General features: G+C 34.1%; 15 protein-coding genes, 1 pseudogene and 2 other annotated features. Of the genes and pseudogenes, 1 reads left to right on the forward strand and 15 read right to left on the reverse strand.

Annotated features, from left to right (window positions below; translation table 11 throughout):
* Positions 1–292: 292 nt before the first annotated feature.
* The 15 genes and pseudogenes from V5E38_RS18155 to V5E38_RS18225 form a co-directional block, all read right to left on the reverse strand.
* Positions 293–2,080 carry a response regulator gene (locus V5E38_RS18155; protein WP_499211007.1) on the reverse strand — a complete coding sequence of 596 codons (1,788 nt, stop codon included), beginning with the start codon at positions 2,078–2,080 and terminating at the stop codon, positions 293–295.
* Positions 2,081–2,174: 94 nt separating this feature from the next.
* The gene (locus tag V5E38_RS18160; protein WP_499211008.1) at positions 2,175–2,753 is read right to left on the reverse strand and encodes a sensor domain-containing protein; all 579 of its coding nucleotides are present in this window, start codon (positions 2,751–2,753) and stop codon (positions 2,175–2,177) included.
* Positions 2,754–2,952: 199 nt separating this feature from the next.
* The gene (locus tag V5E38_RS18165) at positions 2,953–4,293 is read right to left on the reverse strand and encodes an erythromycin esterase family protein (RefSeq protein ID WP_499211009.1); all 1,341 of its coding nucleotides are present in this window, start codon (positions 4,291–4,293) and stop codon (positions 2,953–2,955) included.
* A 459-nt stretch (positions 4,294–4,752) separates the two neighbouring features.
* On the reverse strand, positions 4,753–5,736 hold the full coding sequence (gene asnA, locus V5E38_RS18170; RefSeq protein ID WP_097973088.1) for an aspartate--ammonia ligase: 984 nt from the start codon (positions 5,734–5,736) through the stop codon (positions 4,753–4,755).
* A 69-nt stretch (positions 5,737–5,805) separates the two neighbouring features.
* Positions 5,806–6,066, reverse strand: a binding site (T-box leader).
* Positions 6,067–7,453: 1,387 nt separating this feature from the next.
* Complete coding sequence (locus V5E38_RS18175) at positions 7,454–8,356, reverse strand: DMT family transporter (RefSeq protein ID WP_056471539.1); 903 nt, start codon at positions 8,354–8,356, stop codon at positions 7,454–7,456.
* A gap of 976 nt (positions 8,357–9,332) precedes the next feature.
* Positions 9,333–9,872, reverse strand: coding sequence for a hypothetical protein (locus tag V5E38_RS18180; RefSeq protein ID WP_499211010.1), 540 nt, complete (start codon positions 9,870–9,872; stop codon positions 9,333–9,335).
* Between the two features lie 354 nt (positions 9,873–10,226).
* Complete coding sequence (locus tag V5E38_RS18185) at positions 10,227–10,502, reverse strand: hypothetical protein (RefSeq protein WP_499211011.1); 276 nt, start codon at positions 10,500–10,502, stop codon at positions 10,227–10,229.
* A 159-nt stretch (positions 10,503–10,661) separates the two neighbouring features.
* Entirely contained in the window at positions 10,662–11,834 is a 1,173-nt protein-coding gene (locus tag V5E38_RS18190; RefSeq protein WP_097973430.1) for a sugar ABC transporter permease, read from the reverse strand.
* A 15-nt stretch (positions 11,835–11,849) separates the two neighbouring features.
* On the reverse strand, positions 11,850–13,364 hold the full coding sequence (locus V5E38_RS18195; protein WP_499211012.1) for an ATP-binding cassette domain-containing protein: 1,515 nt from the start codon (positions 13,362–13,364) through the stop codon (positions 11,850–11,852).
* A 111-nt stretch (positions 13,365–13,475) separates the two neighbouring features.
* The gene (locus tag V5E38_RS18200) at positions 13,476–14,624 is read right to left on the reverse strand and encodes a sugar ABC transporter substrate-binding protein (protein WP_335448389.1); all 1,149 of its coding nucleotides are present in this window, start codon (positions 14,622–14,624) and stop codon (positions 13,476–13,478) included.
* Positions 14,625–14,998: 374 nt separating this feature from the next.
* Complete coding sequence (locus tag V5E38_RS18205) at positions 14,999–16,540, reverse strand: response regulator (RefSeq protein ID WP_499211013.1); 1,542 nt, start codon at positions 16,538–16,540, stop codon at positions 14,999–15,001.
* A 17-nt stretch (positions 16,541–16,557) separates the two neighbouring features.
* On the reverse strand, positions 16,558–17,979 hold the full coding sequence (locus V5E38_RS18210) for a sensor histidine kinase (RefSeq protein ID WP_499211014.1): 1,422 nt from the start codon (positions 17,977–17,979) through the stop codon (positions 16,558–16,560).
* Positions 17,969–18,961 (reverse strand): sugar-binding protein, encoded by a 993-nt coding sequence (locus V5E38_RS18215; protein ID WP_097973423.1) that lies wholly within the window; start codon positions 18,959–18,961, stop codon positions 17,969–17,971. Before V5E38_RS18215 ends, V5E38_RS18210 begins: the two co-directional genes overlap by 11 nt.
* A 691-nt stretch (positions 18,962–19,652) precedes the next feature.
* Positions 19,653–20,155 (reverse strand): annotated as a pseudogene (locus V5E38_RS18220) (ABC transporter permease).
* Between the two features lie 219 nt (positions 20,156–20,374).
* Positions 20,375–21,727 carry an amino acid permease gene (locus tag V5E38_RS18225; RefSeq protein ID WP_499211015.1) on the reverse strand — a complete coding sequence of 451 codons (1,353 nt, stop codon included), beginning with the start codon at positions 21,725–21,727 and terminating at the stop codon, positions 20,375–20,377.
* 60 nt (positions 21,728–21,787) lie between these two features.
* Positions 21,788–22,023: a binding site (T-box leader), on the reverse strand.
* Positions 22,024–22,314: 291 nt separating this feature from the next.
* Between V5E38_RS18225 and V5E38_RS18230 the strand changes: the two genes are divergently transcribed.
* Positions 22,315–22,557, forward strand: a complete 243-nt coding sequence (locus tag V5E38_RS18230) for a hypothetical protein (protein WP_499211016.1) — start codon at positions 22,315–22,317, stop codon at positions 22,555–22,557.
* The last annotated feature ends 52 nt before the right edge of the window (positions 22,558–22,609 follow it).

Genomic DNA, 22,609 nt, shown 5'->3' on the forward strand with positions numbered 1-22,609 from the left:
AGGAAATTTTTATCATAGGATACTTTTATTATATTAAGAAGAAGAGAAGGCTAATGCTTTTTATATTTTGATATACATGTACTGAAATTTAACAGACTTGTATTTTAGGATTTTTTTAGAACTAAAAAAAGACTGCCTAATTTAGACAATCTTTCAGTTATGATACGTTAAGATGAAAAAATTGGTACAAACCTTGAAAGGATTGAATCCTGTATTATACAGGACTCAATCCTCTTAATTTTGTCTTAAGTCGTCTTTTCGCTTAGCTCTAAAGAAACAACAAACATTTTTCTCATTCAATAATTCCGATTTCTTGAGCCATCTGGACAGCTTCTTCCTTGTTACGCACTCCTAACTTTGTATAAGCCGTGGAAGCATAGTTTCTGACCGTTCCATTCGATAAATATAACCTTGATGCGATTGTATTGTAACGAAGTCCCTTTGCTACTAGCTTCAATATTTCTACCTCTCTAGCTGTTAGCTCATAAGCAGTTGCTTTTGATTGTGGTGTCTCATTTTGCGCATCAAACTTTTCAAATATTTTGTGAGACATTCCCTGATCTATCAGGGTCCCACCTCTATGAATAAGTCGGATCGCATTAGCTAGCTCCAACGTTTCAATAGATTTAAGTAAAAAACCATCCGCACCATTACGAAGGATGTCCAACGCCTGTTCCGTATCCTGAAACGTTGTAAAAATTAATACGCGGATATGTGGCCATTGTTGCTTAATCTTTTTGGTTGCTTCGACTCCATCCATGTGCTGCATATCTAAGTCCATTAGTACAATGTCGGGTTGAATGCGCCCGCATAAGTTGATGGCTTGCTCGCCATCTTCAGCCAAACCGACTACATTTAAATCTTCATATCTTTCGAGAAGCGTCCTCAAACTTTCCCGAACAAACGGTTGATCGTCGACAATTAACAAACGAATCAGTCCATCATTTATTTCAGTTTGTCGCGGTATAGTACATGTAACAAGCATTCCTTCATCTGGCTTTGTATAGACAGACAATTGACCTTGCAAATTCATTACTCGCTCTTTCATCGCTTTAATACCGAAGCCTTCCTGCCATTCTACATTTCCCTTACCATTATCTTGCACTTCCAACCTAATAAATTGTTGTTCAAACTGCAATGAAACTATCATTTCATTTCCCTGACCATGACGTACTGCATTTGTAAGTGACTCTTGTAAGCAACGGATGAATGCTATTCTCGCTTGCCGAGACAGTTCGTATTCCTCTCCAAATGCTCGAAAGCTTACATTCACCCGAGCATACTCTTGAAATTCAGCTCCAAGATTTTGTAGAGATTGAATTAAGGAAAGCGATTGACACGGAGAATCCATTTGATGTAGGTAACCTCTCACGTCCCCAATGCTTTTACGTCCCATTTCAATCAGAGAATCTAGCTTCTCTATACCCTTTTCAGAAACAAGTTCGGTACGCAGCGTTTCCATACCCAAAATAATGGAGGTATAAGCGTGACCAACTGTATCATGAAGCTCACTCGACAGCCTACTTCGTTCCTCTGCAAGTGTAATACGTTCGATCTGAGACATATATTGCTCAAGTACAGCGTTTTGTTTAGAAATCGCTTCATTTTGTTTATGATTGACGATTAATAAATGAAAAGCGAACCCCATTACATAAGCAAATCCGTAGTAGGTGACCATAATCCAATAGCTATTACTTAGTGCAACCGCATAGAAAATTCCAGTTATTATAAAAATTGTTGTTGGAGCTGTCCAATAATAGGATAAATGCTTACTGTTTGCTGCGATAAGAAACACCGATATTAGAAATGTATTGTAAGCTTCTGGAAATAAAGAAGTTAAATAGATACATAGTCCGCCATATAGCAATATTTCTGTGAACAAGTAATATTTGTAATTGAACAGTAAGGCTACCCATGGAATAGAGAAGGCAACAACCTCCCAAGGAATAATAATCCAAAGTGGTAATGTTAAACCATCCTGAAAATTTAAAGTTGCTAGGATGATAGACATACTAACAAGTAGACGGATTCCTAACATAATCCAATCATACCAAAACCAATACTTAACCATATTCAACAAGTCATTTACCTCCTAAGTAGCCTTCCTTCTTATTTCCTATATTATAGAATAATCTTTATCGCATTTTTATACTTTTAATTTAGACTGCAAACTTCTATCGATTTAGCTGCCGTATCATATTGCGTGTATAACCTCCAATTTTTTTTGCCAAACCATCTACTAATTTAATACTTATAGCGGCAGACGCTATACCCACAGACATTACAAGGAGTGACTTGGCAAAAGTATCGATCTGCATGAAAAAAATATTCATGTCGATGGATCGATACAGTAGTGGTGCCAATAGAAACATAAGTGGCATTACATATAAAATGACTGCACTTATGAGACTGAAAATTCCAATCACAAATTTCTGCATTAACCAAAAGACAGCAGACCAGGTGCGACGATTCGTAAGCCCCAATTTCACTTGAGCCCAGTCCGATGTATCCGTTGTTACACTTCTATTGTAAGAGTCTGTCGAAATATCAGTGTAAATTTTCGTTTGTATGCGCTCGAATTGGATAAAGGTTGTGGTAGTCTGAAGTACGCGTATAACTAGTGGAATCCCGACTACGGTAAATGAAAGGGTGAAACTCAATAGCAGAGCTACTAGATAAAAACAAAAATAAAACAGTCCTGTAACGAAAGTTAGCAATAAAAAATAACCATTCTGGATGAATCTTAATTTCATAAGGTCCATCACTCCTCTCTGTTCAATACCAGCATCATACTGCTTTCTTTGTCAAACTCACTAGTGTTAAAATGTCATATGACATTTTTAAATAATGCTAAAAAGGGTGAAACAGCGCCTACTTCTGTTAAAGAAAAGATAATTTTCACCAAAAAACAATCCCGTTCTTGGCTTTACAAGAAGGGATTGTTTTTTACTCTTAATTAATATGAGATGGACTTGTTTTTCGGATATGAAAAATTATATCGAACTGATCAAGCAACGAAGTATCATTATATAAAGAACAATTTGGGATGAGCTGTCCCCCTATACTCAGTAATGGCCTCTTTTCTCTAACCCATTTCTTTGCTTGACCATTAAGGTGACGATTATCTAACAAAAACATATTATATGGGACTTTTCCAAGGATATAATTGAAACTATTCACATTTTGTGGAATAGTATCCGTTGCAATCTTACCTCCAGTGGAAGGATTATATTCGCTGTATAAGGTGAATTTCCCCTCTGTAGTTGTACTACCAATTGAGACATAATTATTGTCTAAACGTTCTTTCAAAAACTGTCCCGCAACATTAGGGTAAAATTTCTCATCGATAATACCTTTGGCTATGTGAATATTGTGTGCCCATACCATAGTTTTACCGCCTAAGTACTCTTGTGCCCACATTGCATGATCGGCCAAATATTGATCGTGTAGCTTCACCATACTTGAATAATCATTAGGAAGTAGCATTGTGGTAAATTCCTCTATTACATTCGCCGTCTGTTTCACCCAGATTAACTCGGATGAAACTGTCTCTATTTTTGCTTGTTCATTTTCATCATTTAGCAATTGGACTACTTTCTCAGCATTTGCCTTGAATTTTTCTCTTATTTCAGGAGCAAGCTGCATATATTCCTGTAGACTTCCAGTGTAAGTAGAAAGCTCTTTATAGTTTTCTTCCACTTCTGCCAGTATATCTGGTCGATGCTGCTTTACATAATCTATTACTTTATTAAAGACACTTTGGTCCATTGTTTTTAAGTCAAGTCCGATAAATTGGATCTTCTTTTTATTGGATGGATCAGCATTATAATCTTTCATCCACTCAATCATGGCTATAATTTCATCAGTAGGATATAACAATTTTAAAAATTCCCTAGGATTTCCTTTTCCTGTTTGAATATATTCATTTAGCTTTAAGCCGTTTCCCCAATCCTCTTCCATTCCGAAATTCGTAAAACCCATCTCAGTAACCAAGTATTTCACAAGGCGAAACTTCATAGTGAAAATTTCAGAGCTTCCATGAGTATTCTCTCCTAATCCTACATATTGTGCGCTCCCAATCATGTTCTTAAGTGGCTTTAAATCATCAAATGGTTTTGATGGTTCTATCGTTTTTAATCGCTTTGCCTGTGATTCGATTGAATTAACGATATTATTTTGGATTGGTTGAACTGAATCCTCGACTGCTATCGTTTGAGCTTTTACTTCTCCACCAAATCCTGCTACTAATATAGCTGTACTAACCATTGCACAATACATCTTTTTCTTCTTCATTTTCTCACCTCAATTGAATTTTTCAAAAGCAAGATTAATTCATGTACTTGCACGGATCAATCAATTGCCTTTATTCAATTGTTATTTATTTAATATCACATTTTCTAGTTACATATTGTCATAAGATTAATTGACACAGGTCATATGCTTATCATTACACTTTGGTACTTTGGGTTTTATCTATAAATTTTCAAAATTAACTCTAAGCTAACTCTATTTTAAATTCTAATTGACCCTTTCAATATTCTACTAAACTGTCTCTGCCATTCAGAGCAATAAAAAAAAAATCGAATTTACATTCGATTTTTTTGTACAACTAATAGTTTTCCATTTTCATAAGTTCATCAAGAAAATGATTCATAGCCTTATGGCGTATTCTGATTGTTTGACCTCGTTTTTTTATATTGCAATCTTCTACATGACATAGACTCATGCTTTTATTTAGAGGTCCGATCTTTTTTAAAACAAATGAATGTTTTCCTTCTTACATGCTTCTCGCATTTCATCAGGCCATACAGATGATTGAACTTCACCAATATGCGCTTTACGTAAGAAGAACATGCACATTCTTGATTGCCCAATACCACCACCAATTGTTAGTGGAAGCACTTCTTCTAAAATACCTTTATGGAAATCATACTCACGTTTGAAATCTTCACCAGTCTTCGTTAACTGCTCATCAAGTGATTTGCTATCAACACGGATACCCATTGATGATAATTCAAATGAAGATTGCAATACTGGATGCCAGAATAAGATGTCTCCGTTTAATTTCCAATCGTCATAGTCAGCTGCACGTCCATCATGTTTTTCACCAGAACGAAGTAAATCGCCAATTCCAATAATAAAAACTGCACCGTGCTCTTTTGCAATCGCATGCTCACGATCTTTCGGTGTTAATTCTGGGTATTTATCTTCTAATTCTTGGGCTGTGATAAATACAATATTTTCTGGTAAATACTTCCCAAGGTACGGATATTTTTCAAATAAATAATTTTCCAAATCTTTGAAGATTCCATAAATTGTTTGTACGGTTTCTTGTAAATAATCTATTTTACGCCATTCTTTTTGAATAATTTTTTCCCAATCCCATTGGTCAACATATATTGAATGAGTTGCATCAAGTTCCTCATCACGGCGAATCGCGTTCATGTTTGTATATAAACCTTCACCAGCTTCATAACCATATTCATGCAGTGCAAATCGTTTCCATTTCGCTAGTGAGTGAACAATTTCTAACTCTTCTCCTGAATGTAGCATATCAAATTCAATTGGGCGTTCTACACCGTTTAAGTGATCGTTTAAACCCGATTTTTTTGTTACGAATAATGGTGCAGATACGCGGAACAATCCAAGACGTTTTGCTAATTGATCCTCAAAAAATGTTTTAACTTCCTTAATTGCGATTTGTGTCCCTCTTACTGTCATTAATGATTGATACATGCCTATTTCCTCCTAAAATGTTTAGATGTAGTAAAAGAAGCCAACAAAAAAAGCCCTTCTTTCCCAAAAAACTGGGACGAAAGACTTTGGTTCCGCGGTACCACCCAAATTAGCAACAGAGGTTGCTCACTTATTCAGTACGGAGATTAGAGAGATCTCGATACTGTTCTTCTTTAACGGCGAAGTTCACGGCTAAGTCTACTTTCCTTAAAAAGGATTTCGGTTAGCGACTCCAGGAGGTTCTTCATAACAGGCTTCGTATCAGGCTCACACCACCCCTGACTCGCTTTGTCTACGTCCTACTACTACTCGTCCTTTCACGGTCGTTTTGTTGTCACATCTCTGAAACATTTTATTAATGATTATTTTATAGATAAAAATGAGAAAGTCAACACTTTTTTCAATTTTTATTTTATTCTAAACAAATAAACAAGAGTATGAAATGTACTTAAACTGTTCTCTTTTGTGTTTTTTCAGTCAGTAATGGTGGTTTCATTTATTGTTGCAAACTCTTGTTTTATTGGTGGCTAAATATTAACTACCGCATTGCTTAACTCTATAAGAATTTAAAAATTTATCGTTTTTTTCGGTAACCCCTTCGAATCTTTTATAAGAGATGCAACGTTCTTTCCTAGCCAATAGATAAATGCTTCTTCATTAAAACTAACATCCCAGCGCTCTGTACCGTCTTCTTCTAAACCATAAGAAACCTAGTAGGGATGATTGTTTTTACGATCATATAGCCATATATCAAAATCTCTTTGTAATTGTCGAATGTTTCTTCCTACTTTTGCAGGACATCTAATATAAACTGTATCTTCTTCGTAAGTAAATTCAATTTTAACTATCAATTCTAACTTCTTCCATCGATTAGTCCTTTCAAGTAATTATAGCATTTCTAGAAAAAGGGTTTATTAACTTTAAATTGAATATACTCATTAACATATTTTGAAAATTAGTAACTAATAAAAAGAACAGACACGAGAAGGAAAGTTTATTATTTGGAGTTGATTATATAAAAAAATTCGTTATTTTTTTAATTCTATTTTTATTGACTAGCACTTCAACATTAACCTTAAAACCCCGTGCAACTTTTGCTTGTTCATGCGTAAAAGAACAAACTGTACAAAAGGAATTCTCTCAATCGAAGGCTGTATTCAGTGGTAAAGTAATTGATATTAAAACGACTAAATTTTCAAACCCTAACTATAAAAAAGTTCTTTTTGAAGTTTCCAAAACGTGGAAAGGTCTTAGTAGCTCGCAAGTAATTATTAAAACAGGGCAAGGTGACGGTGATTGTGGAATTAACTTCATCAAAGGACAAAATTATCTTGTTTATGCCAGAGCTTCTAAAATGTATGGAGAAAACTCTCAATCGCTTACAACTACCATATGCGATTCCACAAAAGAATTTAGCTTAGCACAAAAAGACCTTACAATTCTAGGTGAAGGAAAAAAGCCAACCAAAAATGTAAATTACCAAAAAAATTTTCAAAGAAATATTTATAAAACCCTTTTTAATTATATTTTAATTGGATGTATTTGTACGATAATTTTATTTATCATTTTTAGAATACGAAAGAAAAAAGGAGCATAGTATATCTATTCGTTTTTCATAGTTCGTCCTGAATATCGACTGTGTTCTTATACAACTATCGCATGCGATAGTTGTATAAGCTCTGACTTTGGTAAACGACAAACGAGATTGAACAGGGTACTAATTTTGTTCAATCTCGTTTTTTAATGGGACAACTTGTTCCTTTGCAAATCTACGAGCTGCAACCACGCATAGTACAACGACGATATTAACTGCCACAAGTAACCAACCAACCTTCTCGTGCAGAATCACCGAGGCAAGCAATAGTCCAAAGAAAGGTTGGAGAAGTTGTAACTGTCCAACTGCCGCTATACCTCCCTGCGCCAGTCCTCGATACCAGAAAATAAAGCCAATGAGCATGCTGAATAAGGATACATAAGCAAGACTGAAGATCGAAGGAAGTCCGATGTCCTTCCATGATTCTGGACTAAAATAGAACGTAAGTGGGAGCATAAAGGGCAACGACAGAACGAGAGCCCAAGAAATCACCTGCCAGTTCCCTAGCCGACGTGAAAGTCGAGCACCTTCTGCATAACCGAGACCACATACAATGATTGAAGCCAGCATGAAAGCATCACCGATTGTTGATGATTCTCCACCATGAATTAGGGCAAATCCTGTCACTAAGAAGCTGCCTATAGCTGAAAAGATCCAAAAGGTTGGTCGGTGGCGTTCCCCATCCCTAAGTACGCCAAAAATTGCCGTCGAGAGTGGAAGTAGTCCAATGAAGATAATAGCATGTGCGGACGTAACATACTGAAGGGCAAATGCTGTTAGTAGAGGGAAACCTATCACAACACCAAACGCCACTACGAATAGTGGAACAAGGTCGCTCTTGACAGGTCGTTTCTGCCGAAAAATTAGAAGGAGAGCTCCTGCCAATACACCAGCTATTGCCGCGCGGCAGACTGTAAGGAACAACGGATCGAAATCAGCCACAGCCAAGCGCGTCGCAGGTAGCGATCCACTGAAGATGAGTACTCCTAGGAATCCATAAATCCATCCTTTGGTTGATTTATTCATTGCAATCACTCCAAATCATTAATAGCACTCTAATTAAGGTGACAATCGAATTAAAAAGTAAATTCTACTTTTATTCCACGCTCTCTAATTCCCATAATATGTTAATTATGACACTTAAATGATATTTCATTCAATAAGTCACGTTTGAAACTACTACTCCACAAAAAAGAACCACCTAAACAACTCATGTTGTTGAACTAACGGTTGTTTTAGTTCAATAAGATATTTATTACCTATGTGTTATAAAGTTAATAATACTTACCAAGTTTGGGGCTCTAATCGTTTATTACGTCATGCACCAACATAAAGGATCAGTTCCACCACAATGAGGGCAACACCCTCCTGTATAAGTAATTCTAATTTGATCTGAATGAAGTACATAGTAATCAGTAATAGGTTCGACGCCAGGGATCACTATCCCACCTGGAATCTCCGGTAATTTGACCTCCCGCACTGTCATGTCTGACCACTTGCCGACCCAGGAACAACTACTGCACTTTAATATCTCTTCCGAAAAGTTAGGAGCATTTTGGATGACAATAATACATTCTCTACTATTTGTATTACAATTAGGACAATCGTGTACTTTCACGAATCTCCACCTCTCATCAAATTTAAAACTATTCAAGTACCTTCTTTTTACTATTCTTCTTAACAGACAATTAGTCCTTTTTAATAAAATAGAGGTTAATCAAATGATTACCCTCTAAATGTTGTACAACTAACGCTCCAGTTAGTTATATAGGAGATTCAATCTACAAACTATTGCTTTTTTTAGTTTATTGTACTTTTGGAAAACTAACACTTGGATTATGTTTAATGTGAACTCTTGTTTACTCTCTTCGTACTGTATTATGCGTAAGCCTAAATGTCTTTTTCTAGTAATTGATTCATCACTCTGTTAAACTAAAATGTTGATTTTTGCGTTCTAAAAAAGACTGTATTCACCAAACAGTCTTTTTAATGCTTTTTGAACTTAATCCACATTAAGATCGTCTAAACGTATTTCAACTACTTTATCCGCCAACCAAAATTCCATTTTGATCTTATTCTTTTTATCAACATATCCGATGATGTCACATCCTTGCTCGACATATTTAAAATAATTTGGCCCATAGAATGAAATGATGTCTTCTTTTGAATCTCCTAAACCTATTCCCTTACTGGTTTTAAGTTCAGAATCTCTTGAACTATTATTGATTTCACCAATGACCAGTCTGAGGATTTCTCCTTTATTTTTTCCATTGTTGATGGAAGCTGTTGTTAATCCATTTTTCCAAAAGTAGTAATCGTAAAAATCATTATCATCTTTTTCCAACGGTTCGCCAAACCGTTTTGTGAAAGTGGAACGATTAATGTTGTCATGTAAACGGACTCCATCAAAGGCTTCATTCGAAAGATTTGTCGATGTCACATGTTTTGTATAGAATGGACCTTCTTCAAAGAAACTGTACGATTTAACAATCAAGCCAAATGCAATTAAAAAAATAAAAACGAAAATCATTTTTTTCTTCATATAATCTCCTAACATCTACCCTTAACACATATATTTTACCATAAAATTCCAAATAATTATGTAACTAAACTGCCATTTAGCCACCCATGCAGCGCAAACGCTGCAACACAGCGAATGAAAATTAATTGGATTTGTCAATACTGATACTGACTTTATCCAGTCAACTGTAATCACTAGACTTTTTAGTTAAGCTCTCCTCTTTTTTTTTAACGATTGAGCAGGGTTTTCTTAAGTATTGTCATTTTGTTAAATCAGAACTAACTAATTTTCATGGTAGTTAAACAAAAAAAATCGACTATAAAGTCGATCATAAAAATGCACCACGTTATTTCCATAAGCAGTTATTACGCTTTTTTAATTTTTAATCCAAGTTAGCATACGTAAGATCAGAAAAGGTTCAAACCAAGTAATCAATAAAAATATGATAAAAAACGATGATACTGCAAAAAATTTAGTGTTCCCTCTTTCTCTTTTGGAAATTGCTATAAAGCTACAGATCGCCCCAAATAATATCAATAAAAAACCAATTAATGCAATAAGTTCGTTGAAGCCTGGAATCACATAAATTATGCCAAACAAAATCAATCCAATGATTAATAATATTAGTGAAATTATACTGAAATTTTTCATAGTTTCACCTCTTTTAATAATTATTATTTTTTATGTTAGCTACTAATATATTAACATATATTTCCATTTTTTGTTTTCTTTGTTCAACTATCTTGCTTTTTTAACAAAATAAAAAAACAGAAACAAGCCACTATAATCGGCTGTTTCTGTTTTAATATATTATTTCCCTTTATTACGTGTCATTACGTCAAATACAACCGCAAGAACAAGTACTGCTCCTCGAATGATGTATTGGTATGAAATATCAATACCCATTAAGTTCATCCCACTTGTTAATGAAGCCATTACGAATGCACCAATAATTGTACCTGTTACTTTACCTACACCACCAGCAGCAGAAACACCACCTACATAAGCTGCAGCAATTGCATCTAACTCAAACATTGTACCTGCTTGGGGAGAAGCAGATGCAAGTCGAGCTGTAAACAATACGCCTGAAAGGGCTGCAAGCATACTCATTGAACCGAATACAATGTAAGTGATTTTCTTTACGCTAATTCCACTTAACTGTGCTGCTTCAGGGTTCCCACCAACTGCATAAATGTGACGCCCTAAAGGAGTTCTTGTTGTAATGAAGTGGTAGACTACTACTACAATAAACATGATCACAGCAGTCCAAGAAATTCCTTGATAGCCTGCAAGAATATAGGAAATATAACCAATGATACCGGAAATAAACAATAATTTTATGATTTGCATTGGCATTGAAAGTACTTCAAAACCGTACTTTATGTTTACGCTTCTCTTTTTAAAGTCGCTCCATATAAGAAGAATAATACAGATGGCACCAATTAATAGTGTTGAGATGTGTAAACCGTTCAAATCTCCTAAACTAGGAATATAGCCATTTCCAATTGCCTTAAAGCTTTCGTTAGCAACGATAATCGTACCAGTTTTAACAAGAGACATTAGTAGTAATCCCTTGAATATTAACATTCCTGCTAGTGACACTACGAATGATGGAATTCCTAAATTAGCAACGAAGAATCCATTTATTAAACCAATAATAGCTCCAAATACTAGAACTGCAATAATAGAGATCCAAACTGGCATTCCATGTGTTAGAAATAGAGCAACCACTGCCCCTAGAAAACCAGCAACAAACCCAACTGAAAGGTCAATATGACGAATGACAATAACTAGTGTCATCCCTACAGCAAGAACAGCTACATAACCTGTCATATTGATTAAATCACTTAAATTACGAGATGACATAAATAGTCCATCTGTATTTAAAGTAAACACTAACATTATTACTGCAAGTGCAATATACATTCCATATTCACGGATGTTTTTCCTTAATAACATGCCTGCTTCTTGAAAAAAGTTCATTTTATTCAACCTCTCTTAAACGGTAGCTAGAGCCATAACGCTCTCTTGAGTTGCTTCTTCTCTTGATAATTCCCCGGTTATTTTACCTTCTGCCATAACATAAATTCGGTCACTCATACCAAGGACTTCTGGAAGTTCAGAGGAAATCATGATAATGCTCATGCCTTGTTCAACCAGTAGATTCATAAAACTATAGATTTCAAATTTTGCACCTACGTCTATTCCACGAGTAGGTTCATCGAGTATAAGTACGTTTGGATTTGTAAATAACCATTTACTCAATGATACTTTTTGCTGATTACCACCACTTAATTTTCCAACGATTGAAGTAATTGAAGGAGCTTTTATGTTTAACTTGTTTAAGTAATCATTTGCAACGACGATTTCTTCATGTTGATTAATCACGCTTGACTTAGAAATTTCAAATAAGTTCGTAATCGAAATATTATTTTTAATATCTTGTTCAAGGATTAATCCATCACCTTTACGATCCTCTGTCACATAGGCTACTCCAGCTTTAATTGCATCTTTTGGATGTTTAAAACGCTTTTGCTCACCTTGCACTAAGACGGTACCGTCAAGTTTGAAATTTGTAGGATTTCCAAAAATACTTTTCGCAAGTTCGGTTCGACCTGATCCCATCAATCCAGCAATACCGATAATTTCACCTTTTCGAACATTTAGATTGATATTATGAAGAATCTTTCTACCTAATTTTGGATCGTATACATTCCAGTCTTTTAATTCTAATGAAACTTCACCAAACTTTTGGTTTGGACGTTTCGGATAAATATCGTCAATTTCGCGACCAACCATGTGCTTTATTATTGTGTTTTCGGTGATTTCTTCTTTATTTAAAGAGCAAATTGTTTTCCCGTCGCGAAGTACAGTAACCGTATCCGCAACAGCAATTACTTCTTTAAGTTTATGCGAAATCATAATACAAGAAATTCCTTGATTTTTTAATTCTCCCATCAAGAAAAGTAGGTTTTCACTATCATCTTCATTTAAGGCAGCAGTGGGCTCATCGAGAATAAGTAATTTAACATCTTTACTAAGTGCTTTTGCTATTTCAACAAGTTGTTGCTTCCCTACACCTAACTCTTTAATTTGCACGTCAGGATTTACATCTAGTTTTACTTTTTTAAGCAATTCAATTGCTTTTACAATCGTTTCATTGAAATCAACGGTCATTCCCTTTTTAATTTCATGACCGATAAAAATATTTTCGTATACAGACAGCTCTGGAAAAAGAGATAACTCTTGATAAATGATTCCGATACCTTTTTTTTCACTATCGCTTATTTTTGAAAACTTTTGAACTTCATCTTCAAAAACAATATCGCCTGTATATGTTCCAAATGGATAAATACCACTTAAAACTTTCATTAAGGTTGATTTTCCAGCACCATTTTCACCAACTAAGCAATGTATTTCCCCTTTTCTAACCTTGAAGTTAACATCACTTAATGCTTTAACACCTGGAAACTCTTTTGTGATATTTCTCATCTCTAAAATAAATTCACTCATATGATCAGTCTCCCGAATTTGCCATCTACTTGAGTCATTGATTAAATTGAATAATTAACAAAATAGTGACGGTTAGACCATCACTATTTTGCAAGGTTTTCCTTCTATTAATTACTTCAATCCAGTGAAGTCTGAAGCACTATAGTATCCAGAATCAACTAAGTCTTTCTTCACTGTGCTTTGATCAACAACAATAATATCTGTTTGTTTTGTTTTGATATCAGCTTTACCGTTGTTTGTTACGCCTGAAGCATCAGGTGTTTCATTTTTTAAGATTGAAGTTGCAGTAGCGATTGCATCTTTAACTAAAGTACGAACATCTTTGAAAACAGTCATTGACTGTTTTCCATCGATAATGTATTGTACAGAAGCTTTTTCAGCATCTTGACCAGAAATTACATATGAAGATACGTCTTTATCTGATTTAAATGTATCAGCGATTGAACGAGCAGTTCCATCGTTTGGAGCAAGAACTAATACATCGCCTTTATCAGCTTTTGAAGCTTTTGTTAAGTTAGAAGCAGTTAAGTTTTTAGCTACATTGAAGTCCCAGTTAGTTGTAACTTGACCAATAATTTTTGCTTGCTCATCACGAGTTAAATCAGCTTTAGCTTTTAAGCTATTTGCAGCTGCTGAATTCTCAACTTTGAATGTACCATCAGCAATTTTTGGTTGAAGAACTTTCCAAGCACCTTGGAAGAATAAGAATGCATTGTTATCAGATGCAGCACCTGCATATAGATATAAAGGTTGACCTGATTTACCTGAAGCATGGTCTACAAGATATTGTGCTTGTGCAGCACCTACAGCAACGCTATCGAATGATACATAGTAATCAACTGCGTCAGTACCTGTAATTAAACGATCGTAAGAAATTACTTTAACACCAGCAGCTTTTGCAGCTTCAGCTGAAGCAGCAGCAGCAGCACCGTCTTGAGGACAAATAATTAAAACTTTGATGCCTTTTGCAATTAAAGAATCAACGTTTGCTTTTTCTTTAGCAGAGTCACCTTGTGAGAATAAAATTTCAACTGAATAATCTGTATCTTTTAAAGCATTTTTAAAGCGAGTTTCATCTTGAGTCCAACGTGGCTCATCTTTCGTAGGTAAAACGATACCAATATCAACTTTACCATTTTTACTTTTCTTACCAGCAGAAGTGCTATCACTTGATGTTGCTGAAGATCCACATCCAGCTGCAACAAGAGTCATTACTAAAAATACTGAAATTATTGCAAAAATCTTTGATAACTTTTTCAAAGTGTTTCCCCCTTTTTTTCTGGTTACGCTTACATAAATAAGGTTATCACGATTTTTATTGGAAACGCTTACCCATTTCCTTCACTCTTTTGTCTATTATCTGCACTAATTTACCTAAACTTAGAAAACGTTTACATTCAGAATATTAAAACTAGCATTATCTTAACTTTGGGACATATTAGTACAGTTAATTTCGATTCAAAACAAAAAAGAGTCAAACAGCAACTTGATAAAAGTATGTACAAATTAAAAAGCAATTCGTAAATACGATCATTAAGTATGTCGTTAGACTCTTTTAACAATAAATATTCAAATACAGTAAATAATCGTTTATCAGTTCAAATTCAAGTATTCAAATTCTCCTCTTATTCCCTTTAAATATTCATTAATACCTTTTTTCGATATTCCTTAGGAGATTCATTCGTACATTTTTTAAATACTCGGCTAAAATAATTTGGATCATTATAGCCCACTTGGTAACAAATTTCTTTTAAATTCAATTCTCTTTTTTCCATTAATTGTTTTGCTTTATTGATTCTCAAATTCATTAAATAATCACTGAAAGTCTCACCTGTTTGCTTTTTAAATAGTTTGCTAAAGTAGACTGGATTCAATTTTAAATAATTAGCCACTTGCTCAAGTGAGAGATCCTCAATGAAGTGATGAGCGATATATTCCCTCGCCAGTATCATCAGATGATTCGTTTTGATTTCTTTTTCTCGATCAATCTTTGTAATTAAATTAATGATTTGTTGCTCCACAAACATCTTCAATTGACTGATTTCATTAATGTCTGGAATATGAAATTTCTCAACTTCAATCGATGAACTACGGAGAGATTGGAAAATTTGATTAAATAGTGAATTTAATTCCCTTCTAACTTGCTTAACATGATAATTAACAAATCTTTCATACAAATTATTAAATTGGTTCATAACTTCTTCCAAATCAGCTTTTCTAAAAGTATCAATTAAAACTTGTTTTTCCTCGTTCGGTATACTTAAAGAAAGATTTACTGAATGCAGATTAACACGTGTTAACTCATCACATTCTAAACTTGCATGAAATGCCTCATTATAAGATTGTCGTAAACCTTCAATTCCTTGCTTTAAAGACCCAATACCAATCACTGTTTGATAACCAGTTTGATTTTCTATGTATTCAATGGTTTTTAAAGCATCTTGATAGAGTACAAGCGATTGAAGATCAGCTTCTCGATTTGGCTGTACTGGAATAAATATGGCTAATTGCCCATCTACAACAGGGCTAATTAAACAATTCCTAGAAGATTTCATAAAATGCCTTACACATTCATAAATTCTCCTCTGCTCCTTGTCATTTTGACTAATTTCTTTAGGCAATTTAATGACGTTCGCATATCCTAACTCGATTTCAAAACCGAGAATACTAGACAGTTGAGACACATTTAGTTCTTGAACAGTGTTAAACATTAACATTAACGTATATTCATTTTCAGTGAGAGGACGTATAATCGATAAATTTTCAATAGCCTCTAATTCTTGTAATCTTTTCTTATGATCATCTTCTATTTCATCAATCATCTTTTGAAGTAATGAAATGATATGATCCTTTTTAGCAGGCTTCAAAATATAATCTTTAACACCTAATGAAATGGCTTCTTGTGCATACGTAAAATAGTCATATGCTGTGACAATGAATATTTTCGTATCAGGTAGTTTTTGCTTTATAACCGATACAGCTTCAAGCCCTTGAATACCAGGCATTTTTATATCCATAAAGATAATATGAGGCTGGTATTCTATTGATTTTTCAATCGCAACTCGTCCATTTTCAGCCTGTTCAAATTGAAATAGATTAGGCATTGAACGGTTAATCATCAGTTCAAGTCCCTCGCGCTCTATTGGTTCATCATCTACAATTAATAAGCGGTACATAGTTACCTCCTTCAATTTTAAAATTTTGATGAGACAGGCAGCTTTAATATAATGGTTGTCCCTTTATTTATTTCACTCTTAATATCAACAATATCTTCTTCACCGTAAAAGAGGCGCCAGCGTTTAAATACATTTGTTGTACCTAATCCAGTTGAGCTTTTTTGAGAGATGATTGGCATAGACGACGTTAAAAGGGCCTCTCTAGTCTCTTCTTTCATACCAGCACCATTATCATAAATTTCGATGTAAATATATTTTTCTTGATTCTTGATTGTAATCCCTATTACTGCTCCTTGCTCCATCCCCTCGATACCGTGTATAAATGCGTTTTCAAGAAGTGGTTGCAATGTTAAACAAGGAACTTTATTTCCTAAACAGGACTCATCTATATTTAATTCAAAGCGTACACGATCTCTAAACCTCGCTTTTTGAATTGAAAAATATTCCTCTGCATTTCTAACTTCTTCGAAAAGAGTTACCGGCTCGTCTAATTTTCGTAAATTATAACGTAGCAAATTCGATGTCGATACAGTTAGATCGCTCGTTTGCTCAGCCCCTTCAATATAAGCTAACTTAGATATAACGTTTAACGTATTGAACAGGAAATGCGGGTTGATCTGACTTTGTAAAGCTTTTAACTCAAGCTCCTTTACAAGGCGATCCTTCTCTACTATTTCAATATTTTTTATCATTAAATTGCTTAAATTCTTAGACATTTCATTGAGGATTTTACCAAGAATACCGATTTCATTATTTCGATACAATGTAGGTGGATCCACATTAAAATTACCTTTACCAATTTGTTTAGCCATATAAACTAATCGATTGATTGGAATGACGATACTTCTAGACAACCAAATGGCAAAAACAATACTAATGATCGTCGTTATAACGAACAACTGGACACCTAATTGATTCATTGACTGAGTATTTGCAATAATCTTACGAAAAATAGGCTGATAATTACTAAGCTCTAAATCAACTAAGTTTTGACTATCCTCTCTAATAAACCCTGATATTTTCTCTATATCTCGGTATTGATCTGTATAACTTGAAAAATTTTGTGAGACTAAATTATCTGTAATCGATGATTCTAACTCTAGAAAAGAATCAATCATATGGGTAAAGTTTTCTAACACAAGCTGATTATTTTTAGTAGCATTATGTGTTAACAATTCCTTTTTTAATTTTTGTAAGTTGCTTTTATGCTGCAAAATTGATCGATAGTTTTTTGGCTGTGGATTAATAATATAACTACTAACTAAACTTAAGTTTTCCTGAGTTTCAGAAGAGATTTGTTTATATAAAAATATTTTATTAATCATTAAATTATAACTCTCTTGAACTTTCTTACCATTTTCAAAAACAAAAAATGAAACTAGATTTAATAAAATAACTAAAATAGGAATAAAAATAAATAACTTTGTCCTAATTTTCAACGTTTCTCCTCCTGATCAACGTTTCTTTCGTCACCACCTCGGTTGGTGTAAAATTTTCTTTATTAATAACTTTTCCATGTAACCAGTCGATTAATAAACCTACAGATTGAAAGCCCATTTCATATGGCTTCTGAATAACTGTTGCTTTAATCGCATCATCTTGAACTGCTTGGAGTGTACCTTCAATGTTATCAAATCCAAAGATCTCAACTTGATTTAACTTTAAATTTTTTGATGCATTCAAAATGCCAATCGCGTCTAAAGCACTCGTACCAACCATAACTGAAATGTCTTTATTATTACGAAGCATACTTTCAGTTTGAAGCTTTGCTTGAATAATCGATATATTAGAGGACTCAATATCCTTTACTACTAATTTCGGATGCTTTTTAACAATACTTAAAAATCCGTTTAGTCTCGCCTGCTGACTTTCCGACTTTTCACTCCCTATAATAACGCCAATTTTCCCAACACCATTCGTTTCCTCTACAACAACTTTTCCTAACTGCTCTCCCGCGCTAAAATTATTTGTACCTACATAGGCAATACGCTTACTTTTTGGAGCATCTGTATCAATTGTAATAACAGGAATATGTTGTGTAACCGCTTTATTAATTACGGGTGAAAAAGTATTCTCATCCAGACTTTGCACGATGATACCATCCACCTGAGAAGCAATTGCCTTTTCTAATAACTTAATTTGTTCTTCCGGACTTGTACGTAAAGGACCGATGTACTCAACATTCACTCCATATTTTTCTGCAGCAACATCTGCCCCTTCTTGTACTTTCCTCCAATAAGGATTATCAAACTCCTGCGAAATAAGGACAAAATGGAGTTTTTTCTTCGGTTCTACCTCTCGATCCTGTAATTTTTGAACTGAATTTTCAATATTTCTAGCATTTATTTCAAAATGAATAAGTACATAAACAAACAATAAAAAAAGTACGCTTAAAATAATCGACCATTTTTTCTCTTCCATAACGTCCCCCAGTCCTATATTAAAATAGTACATTTTGATTATACAGTTTACAAGACTATTAAACTTTACAATTTTTTCCCTTTTATTTAAATGAACGAATGGCTTCATAAATAGATCTTCACAAAATCGGTCTTTAAGCTACATTTAAATCGTTATATTGGAATTTTTTCAAAAAAAAAATAATCCCATTTCTATAATTGGAGATCTTCATCTTAAAACTAATTCAACTCTAATGCTCACGGCGATAATATAATAGTAGAAAGTGTATTAGGAAATGGTAGTACATTTATTGTTCGATTGCCGATTTGAATATGTATTTGATTTATCGAAAGCAATGAATTGAAATTTACTGCTTCATGAGGATGTTAATTAGCTGAAAGTTGAATAGCTAAAAAATTGAAATATACTTCCTCATGACTGCTTCATAAGGAAGTTAAATAGCTAAAAGTTGAATGTACTTCCACATAACTGCTACATGAGGAAGTACAATAGCAAAATGTTGAAAAATACTTACTCATAACTCGTTCATGGTTATGTACTTTTGCAGAAAACTAATGACAAACTCATTTTTCACCAATTTAAAGTCATCTTATAAGGTGGCTTCTTTGTTTTTCAAATTCTAAGAATAGACCTACAAAAAAAGGCAAGCATTAAGCGAGCCTTCTTAAACGGGATTTTTTATTTAACCTAATTAGGACGGAGACGGAAATCTCGCAGCTTCAAAATGAGTACTAACATCCCCATCTACATTTGCTCCGATTACACCAGCAATGCTACTTTGAGCAAAAATCTCAACCTTATCCAAAGCATTAAGTTTCTGGATCGGATCGTCGAAACATTTACAGCATTTCCGAAGTTTATTGGACCAAAGAAGTCGTTATCAATCGCGATTGCGGGTTGTCCATTTACACGTATTTCAATCCGTGCTCTATATTTGACACTATTATCATTCGGGATAAAAGAAATCGTAGCAGAAATTAAATAGACCCCATTATTTTTTGGTCTAAACACTGAGGTAAATGGATTATACTCATTTGCTAAATCAAATTGTTTAAGTTGATAATTCACTTTTACAAAAGTGTTTTCAGGAACAGTTTGATTTGCATTATTAACAGCTCTAAAAGCCGATGCAATATTAATATTCTCTTTATTCTCTTCATTTGAATCATTTGGTTTTTTTATTTTTGGCGGCACACTTTTCACTTCACTCTCTCATAAACTCCTATCATTATATTGAGACCAGACTTAAGTGATTGTATGCTTGTCCTTGTACGAGTACTATTTATGAGAAGTTAAATCTTATTAATTTATTGGGCTCAGTTAAATTAATTTTTTGATCTTTTAATCAAAAAAAGAGCTTTACTCATAAGAGTAAAGCACATATTAATTGATGACAAATTTACCAACTAGTTTCTACAAGTTTTTGTTAAGGCGACTTTTCCATATATACGTTATCGTAATAAAGATATAGATGCAAAGAGTAATAATCGTTACGATAACCGGTGTCGTGAAAATAATTCCGATTAGAATCATCATTAAAGCGATGATCACAGCCCAAGTCGTATATGGGAACCATTTAACCAAATAGTCACTTGTTTTTCTAGATGACTGTTTACGTGATTTCAAATGGGCAAAAGCAATAATCAACCAGATGAATAATACGGTATATCCAAGCGATCCCATTAGGAAATCAAAAGTCTTGCTTCCTGCAAATAAGGAAATTAGTACACCGCCAAGTAAAGTGGAAGTACACATTAATATTGCGTTTACAGGAACTTTCCTCTTAGATAATCTTGAAAAGATTTTCGGAATGCGTCCGTCCACAGCTTGCGTATACAGAACGCGGGATGAACCATACAATCCAGAGTTCATCGATGAAATAATCGCTATTAATACAACGGCGTTCATAATATGGTCAGCACCAGGAATCCCGATCATTTTAAAGACCATCACAAATGGACTTTCAGGTACTCCATTTACTTTGTTCCAAGGAATTAAACTAACGATAATGAAAAATGGAATGATATAAAAAGAAATGATTCTGACCAATGTACTTCGAACGGCTTTTGGAACCACTTTTTCGGGATTTTTCGTTTCTGCTAATGTAACCCCGATAATTTCAGTGCCACCATATGAATAAATTACCACCAGCATAGCTGAGATTAAGCCTGTTGATCCATTTGGAAAGAAACCGCCATGGTCTGTTAAGTTATGGAAACCTACTGCTTTGTGATCACCAAAATTCACTAGTAACAACACTAATCCAGCTAAGATGAACACAATGATGACAGTAATTTTAATTAAAGCAAGCCAGTACTCCGTTTCAGCAAAAACCTTTACTGATAGCAAGTTGATTGTTGTAACTACCACCGAAACAACTAATGCCAGTATCCAGATTGGATAGTTAGGCAACCAATATTGAATGAAAATAGCAGCAACGATTGATTCGGCCGTTATGTTCAATACCCACATTTTCCAATAGATCCAATCAAGGAAATAAGCAGGATACTTTCCTAAAATAGATTGGACAAGATCCCTGAATGTTCTTGCCTCGCTATTGCGAACCGCCATTTCAGCTAAACCTTGTAAAACGAATAATAAGATAATGCCTCCTAGCAAGTAAGCAATTATGATAGATGGGCCTGCCATATCAATTGCAGAACTACTTCCCTTAAATAAACCTGCCCCAATGGCACCTCCTAATGCCATCATCGTAATATGTCTTGACGTCATTGTCCTTTGTAAATTCCGTTTTTCCGTTTTCATATCCTAACCTCCCAAGAAATCAAAAAAGGCATATCATCTCATTCTTCATAATCAAATGAAGAAAGAGACGATATGCCTTAGCTTACCGCGGTACCACTCTTATTGGCTCTTTTGTGAACCCTACTTTAAAAACCTTGTAACGAAGGTCAATCGTTAAAACAAGAGAAAAGATTAAATCTAATCTTTCGCTTTACCACTCCCAGGCAAGTTCAAAGTATCATTGGACTGCGTTGCACCAACCCGCAGCTCTCTTAACCTAATAATTCACTTTTACTACTCCTGATCTTTGCGTTTTGATAAACATTTCTGAATATTTTTTATAATAACTAATACTATACGGACGTGAAGCAAACTTGTCAACAGTTTTTTTAGGATAATATTTTTCAAAAAACAAATTATAAGCTTATTGGTTCAATAGCAAAATAGATGCTTAAAACCCTTTTATTGAAGTATCATCTGTCAATTTTGTTAGCCCTTAAAAACCAACTAAATCAGACTATATTTGTTTCGAATACTATTATTTATTAATTGATTTTTAGTGGTCACATATGAATAAAATTACCTAAACGAAATGGAGGGTGCCAAGAATGAATGAAATGATTGAAAGTTTGAAAAGTATACACGATGAAATAAGTCTTAAACTTAGCAATGCTTTCAACTTCTCAGAAACCAATGATAAGCATAACCAAAGTTCACATCAAAATTATACTGAATTATCTAAAGCTGCTAAAGAACACTTAGAACAAAATAAAGAACATCAAATAGCTAAGACAATATTGAAACATTTAGAAACATTACTTATTGAGGTTGATGAAATAAAAAACGCTTAACTTTTGGATCGTTACATAACAATAATATTTTTAATCAAAATAGCACCCAAAC

It is taken from the genome of Rossellomorea sp. GAMAL-10_SWC (genome assembly GCF_049568075.1).
GTDB lineage: Bacteria > Bacillota > Bacilli > Bacillales > Bacillaceae_G > Gottfriedia.

What these genes read in the sequence shown, in the direction of transcription:
- V5E38_RS18160 (WP_499211008.1), bottom strand. Translation starts at nt 2,753, where the DNA reads ATGAAATTAAGATTCATCCAGAATGGTTATTTTTTATTGCTAACTTTC.
- V5E38_RS18165 (WP_499211009.1), bottom strand. Translation starts at nt 4,293, where the DNA reads ATGAAGAAGAAAAAGATGTATTGTGCAATGGTTAGTACAGCTATATTA.
- asnA (WP_097973088.1), bottom strand. Translation starts at nt 5,736, where the DNA reads ATGTATCAATCATTAATGACAGTAAGAGGGACACAAATCGCAATTAAG.
- V5E38_RS18175 (WP_056471539.1), bottom strand. Translation starts at nt 8,356, where the DNA reads ATGAATAAATCAACCAAAGGATGGATTTATGGATTCCTAGGAGTACTC.
- V5E38_RS18180 (WP_499211010.1), bottom strand. Translation starts at nt 9,872, where the DNA reads ATGAAGAAAAAAATGATTTTCGTTTTTATTTTTTTAATTGCATTTGGC.
- V5E38_RS18185 (WP_499211011.1), bottom strand. Translation starts at nt 10,502, where the DNA reads ATGAAAAATTTCAGTATAATTTCACTAATATTATTAATCATTGGATTG.
- V5E38_RS18190 (WP_097973430.1), bottom strand. Translation starts at nt 11,834, where the DNA reads ATGAACTTTTTTCAAGAAGCAGGCATGTTATTAAGGAAAAACATCCGT.
- V5E38_RS18195 (WP_499211012.1), bottom strand. Translation starts at nt 13,364, where the DNA reads ATGAGTGAATTTATTTTAGAGATGAGAAATATCACAAAAGAGTTTCCA.
- V5E38_RS18205 (WP_499211013.1), bottom strand. Translation starts at nt 16,540, where the DNA reads ATGTACCGCTTATTAATTGTAGATGATGAACCAATAGAGCGCGAGGGA.
- V5E38_RS18215 (WP_097973423.1), bottom strand. Translation starts at nt 18,961, where the DNA reads ATGGAAGAGAAAAAATGGTCGATTATTTTAAGCGTACTTTTTTTATTG.
- V5E38_RS18225 (WP_499211015.1), bottom strand. Translation starts at nt 21,727, where the DNA reads ATGAAAACGGAAAAACGGAATTTACAAAGGACAATGACGTCAAGACAT.
- V5E38_RS18230 (WP_499211016.1), top strand. Translation starts at nt 22,315, where the DNA reads ATGAATGAAATGATTGAAAGTTTGAAAAGTATACACGATGAAATAAGT.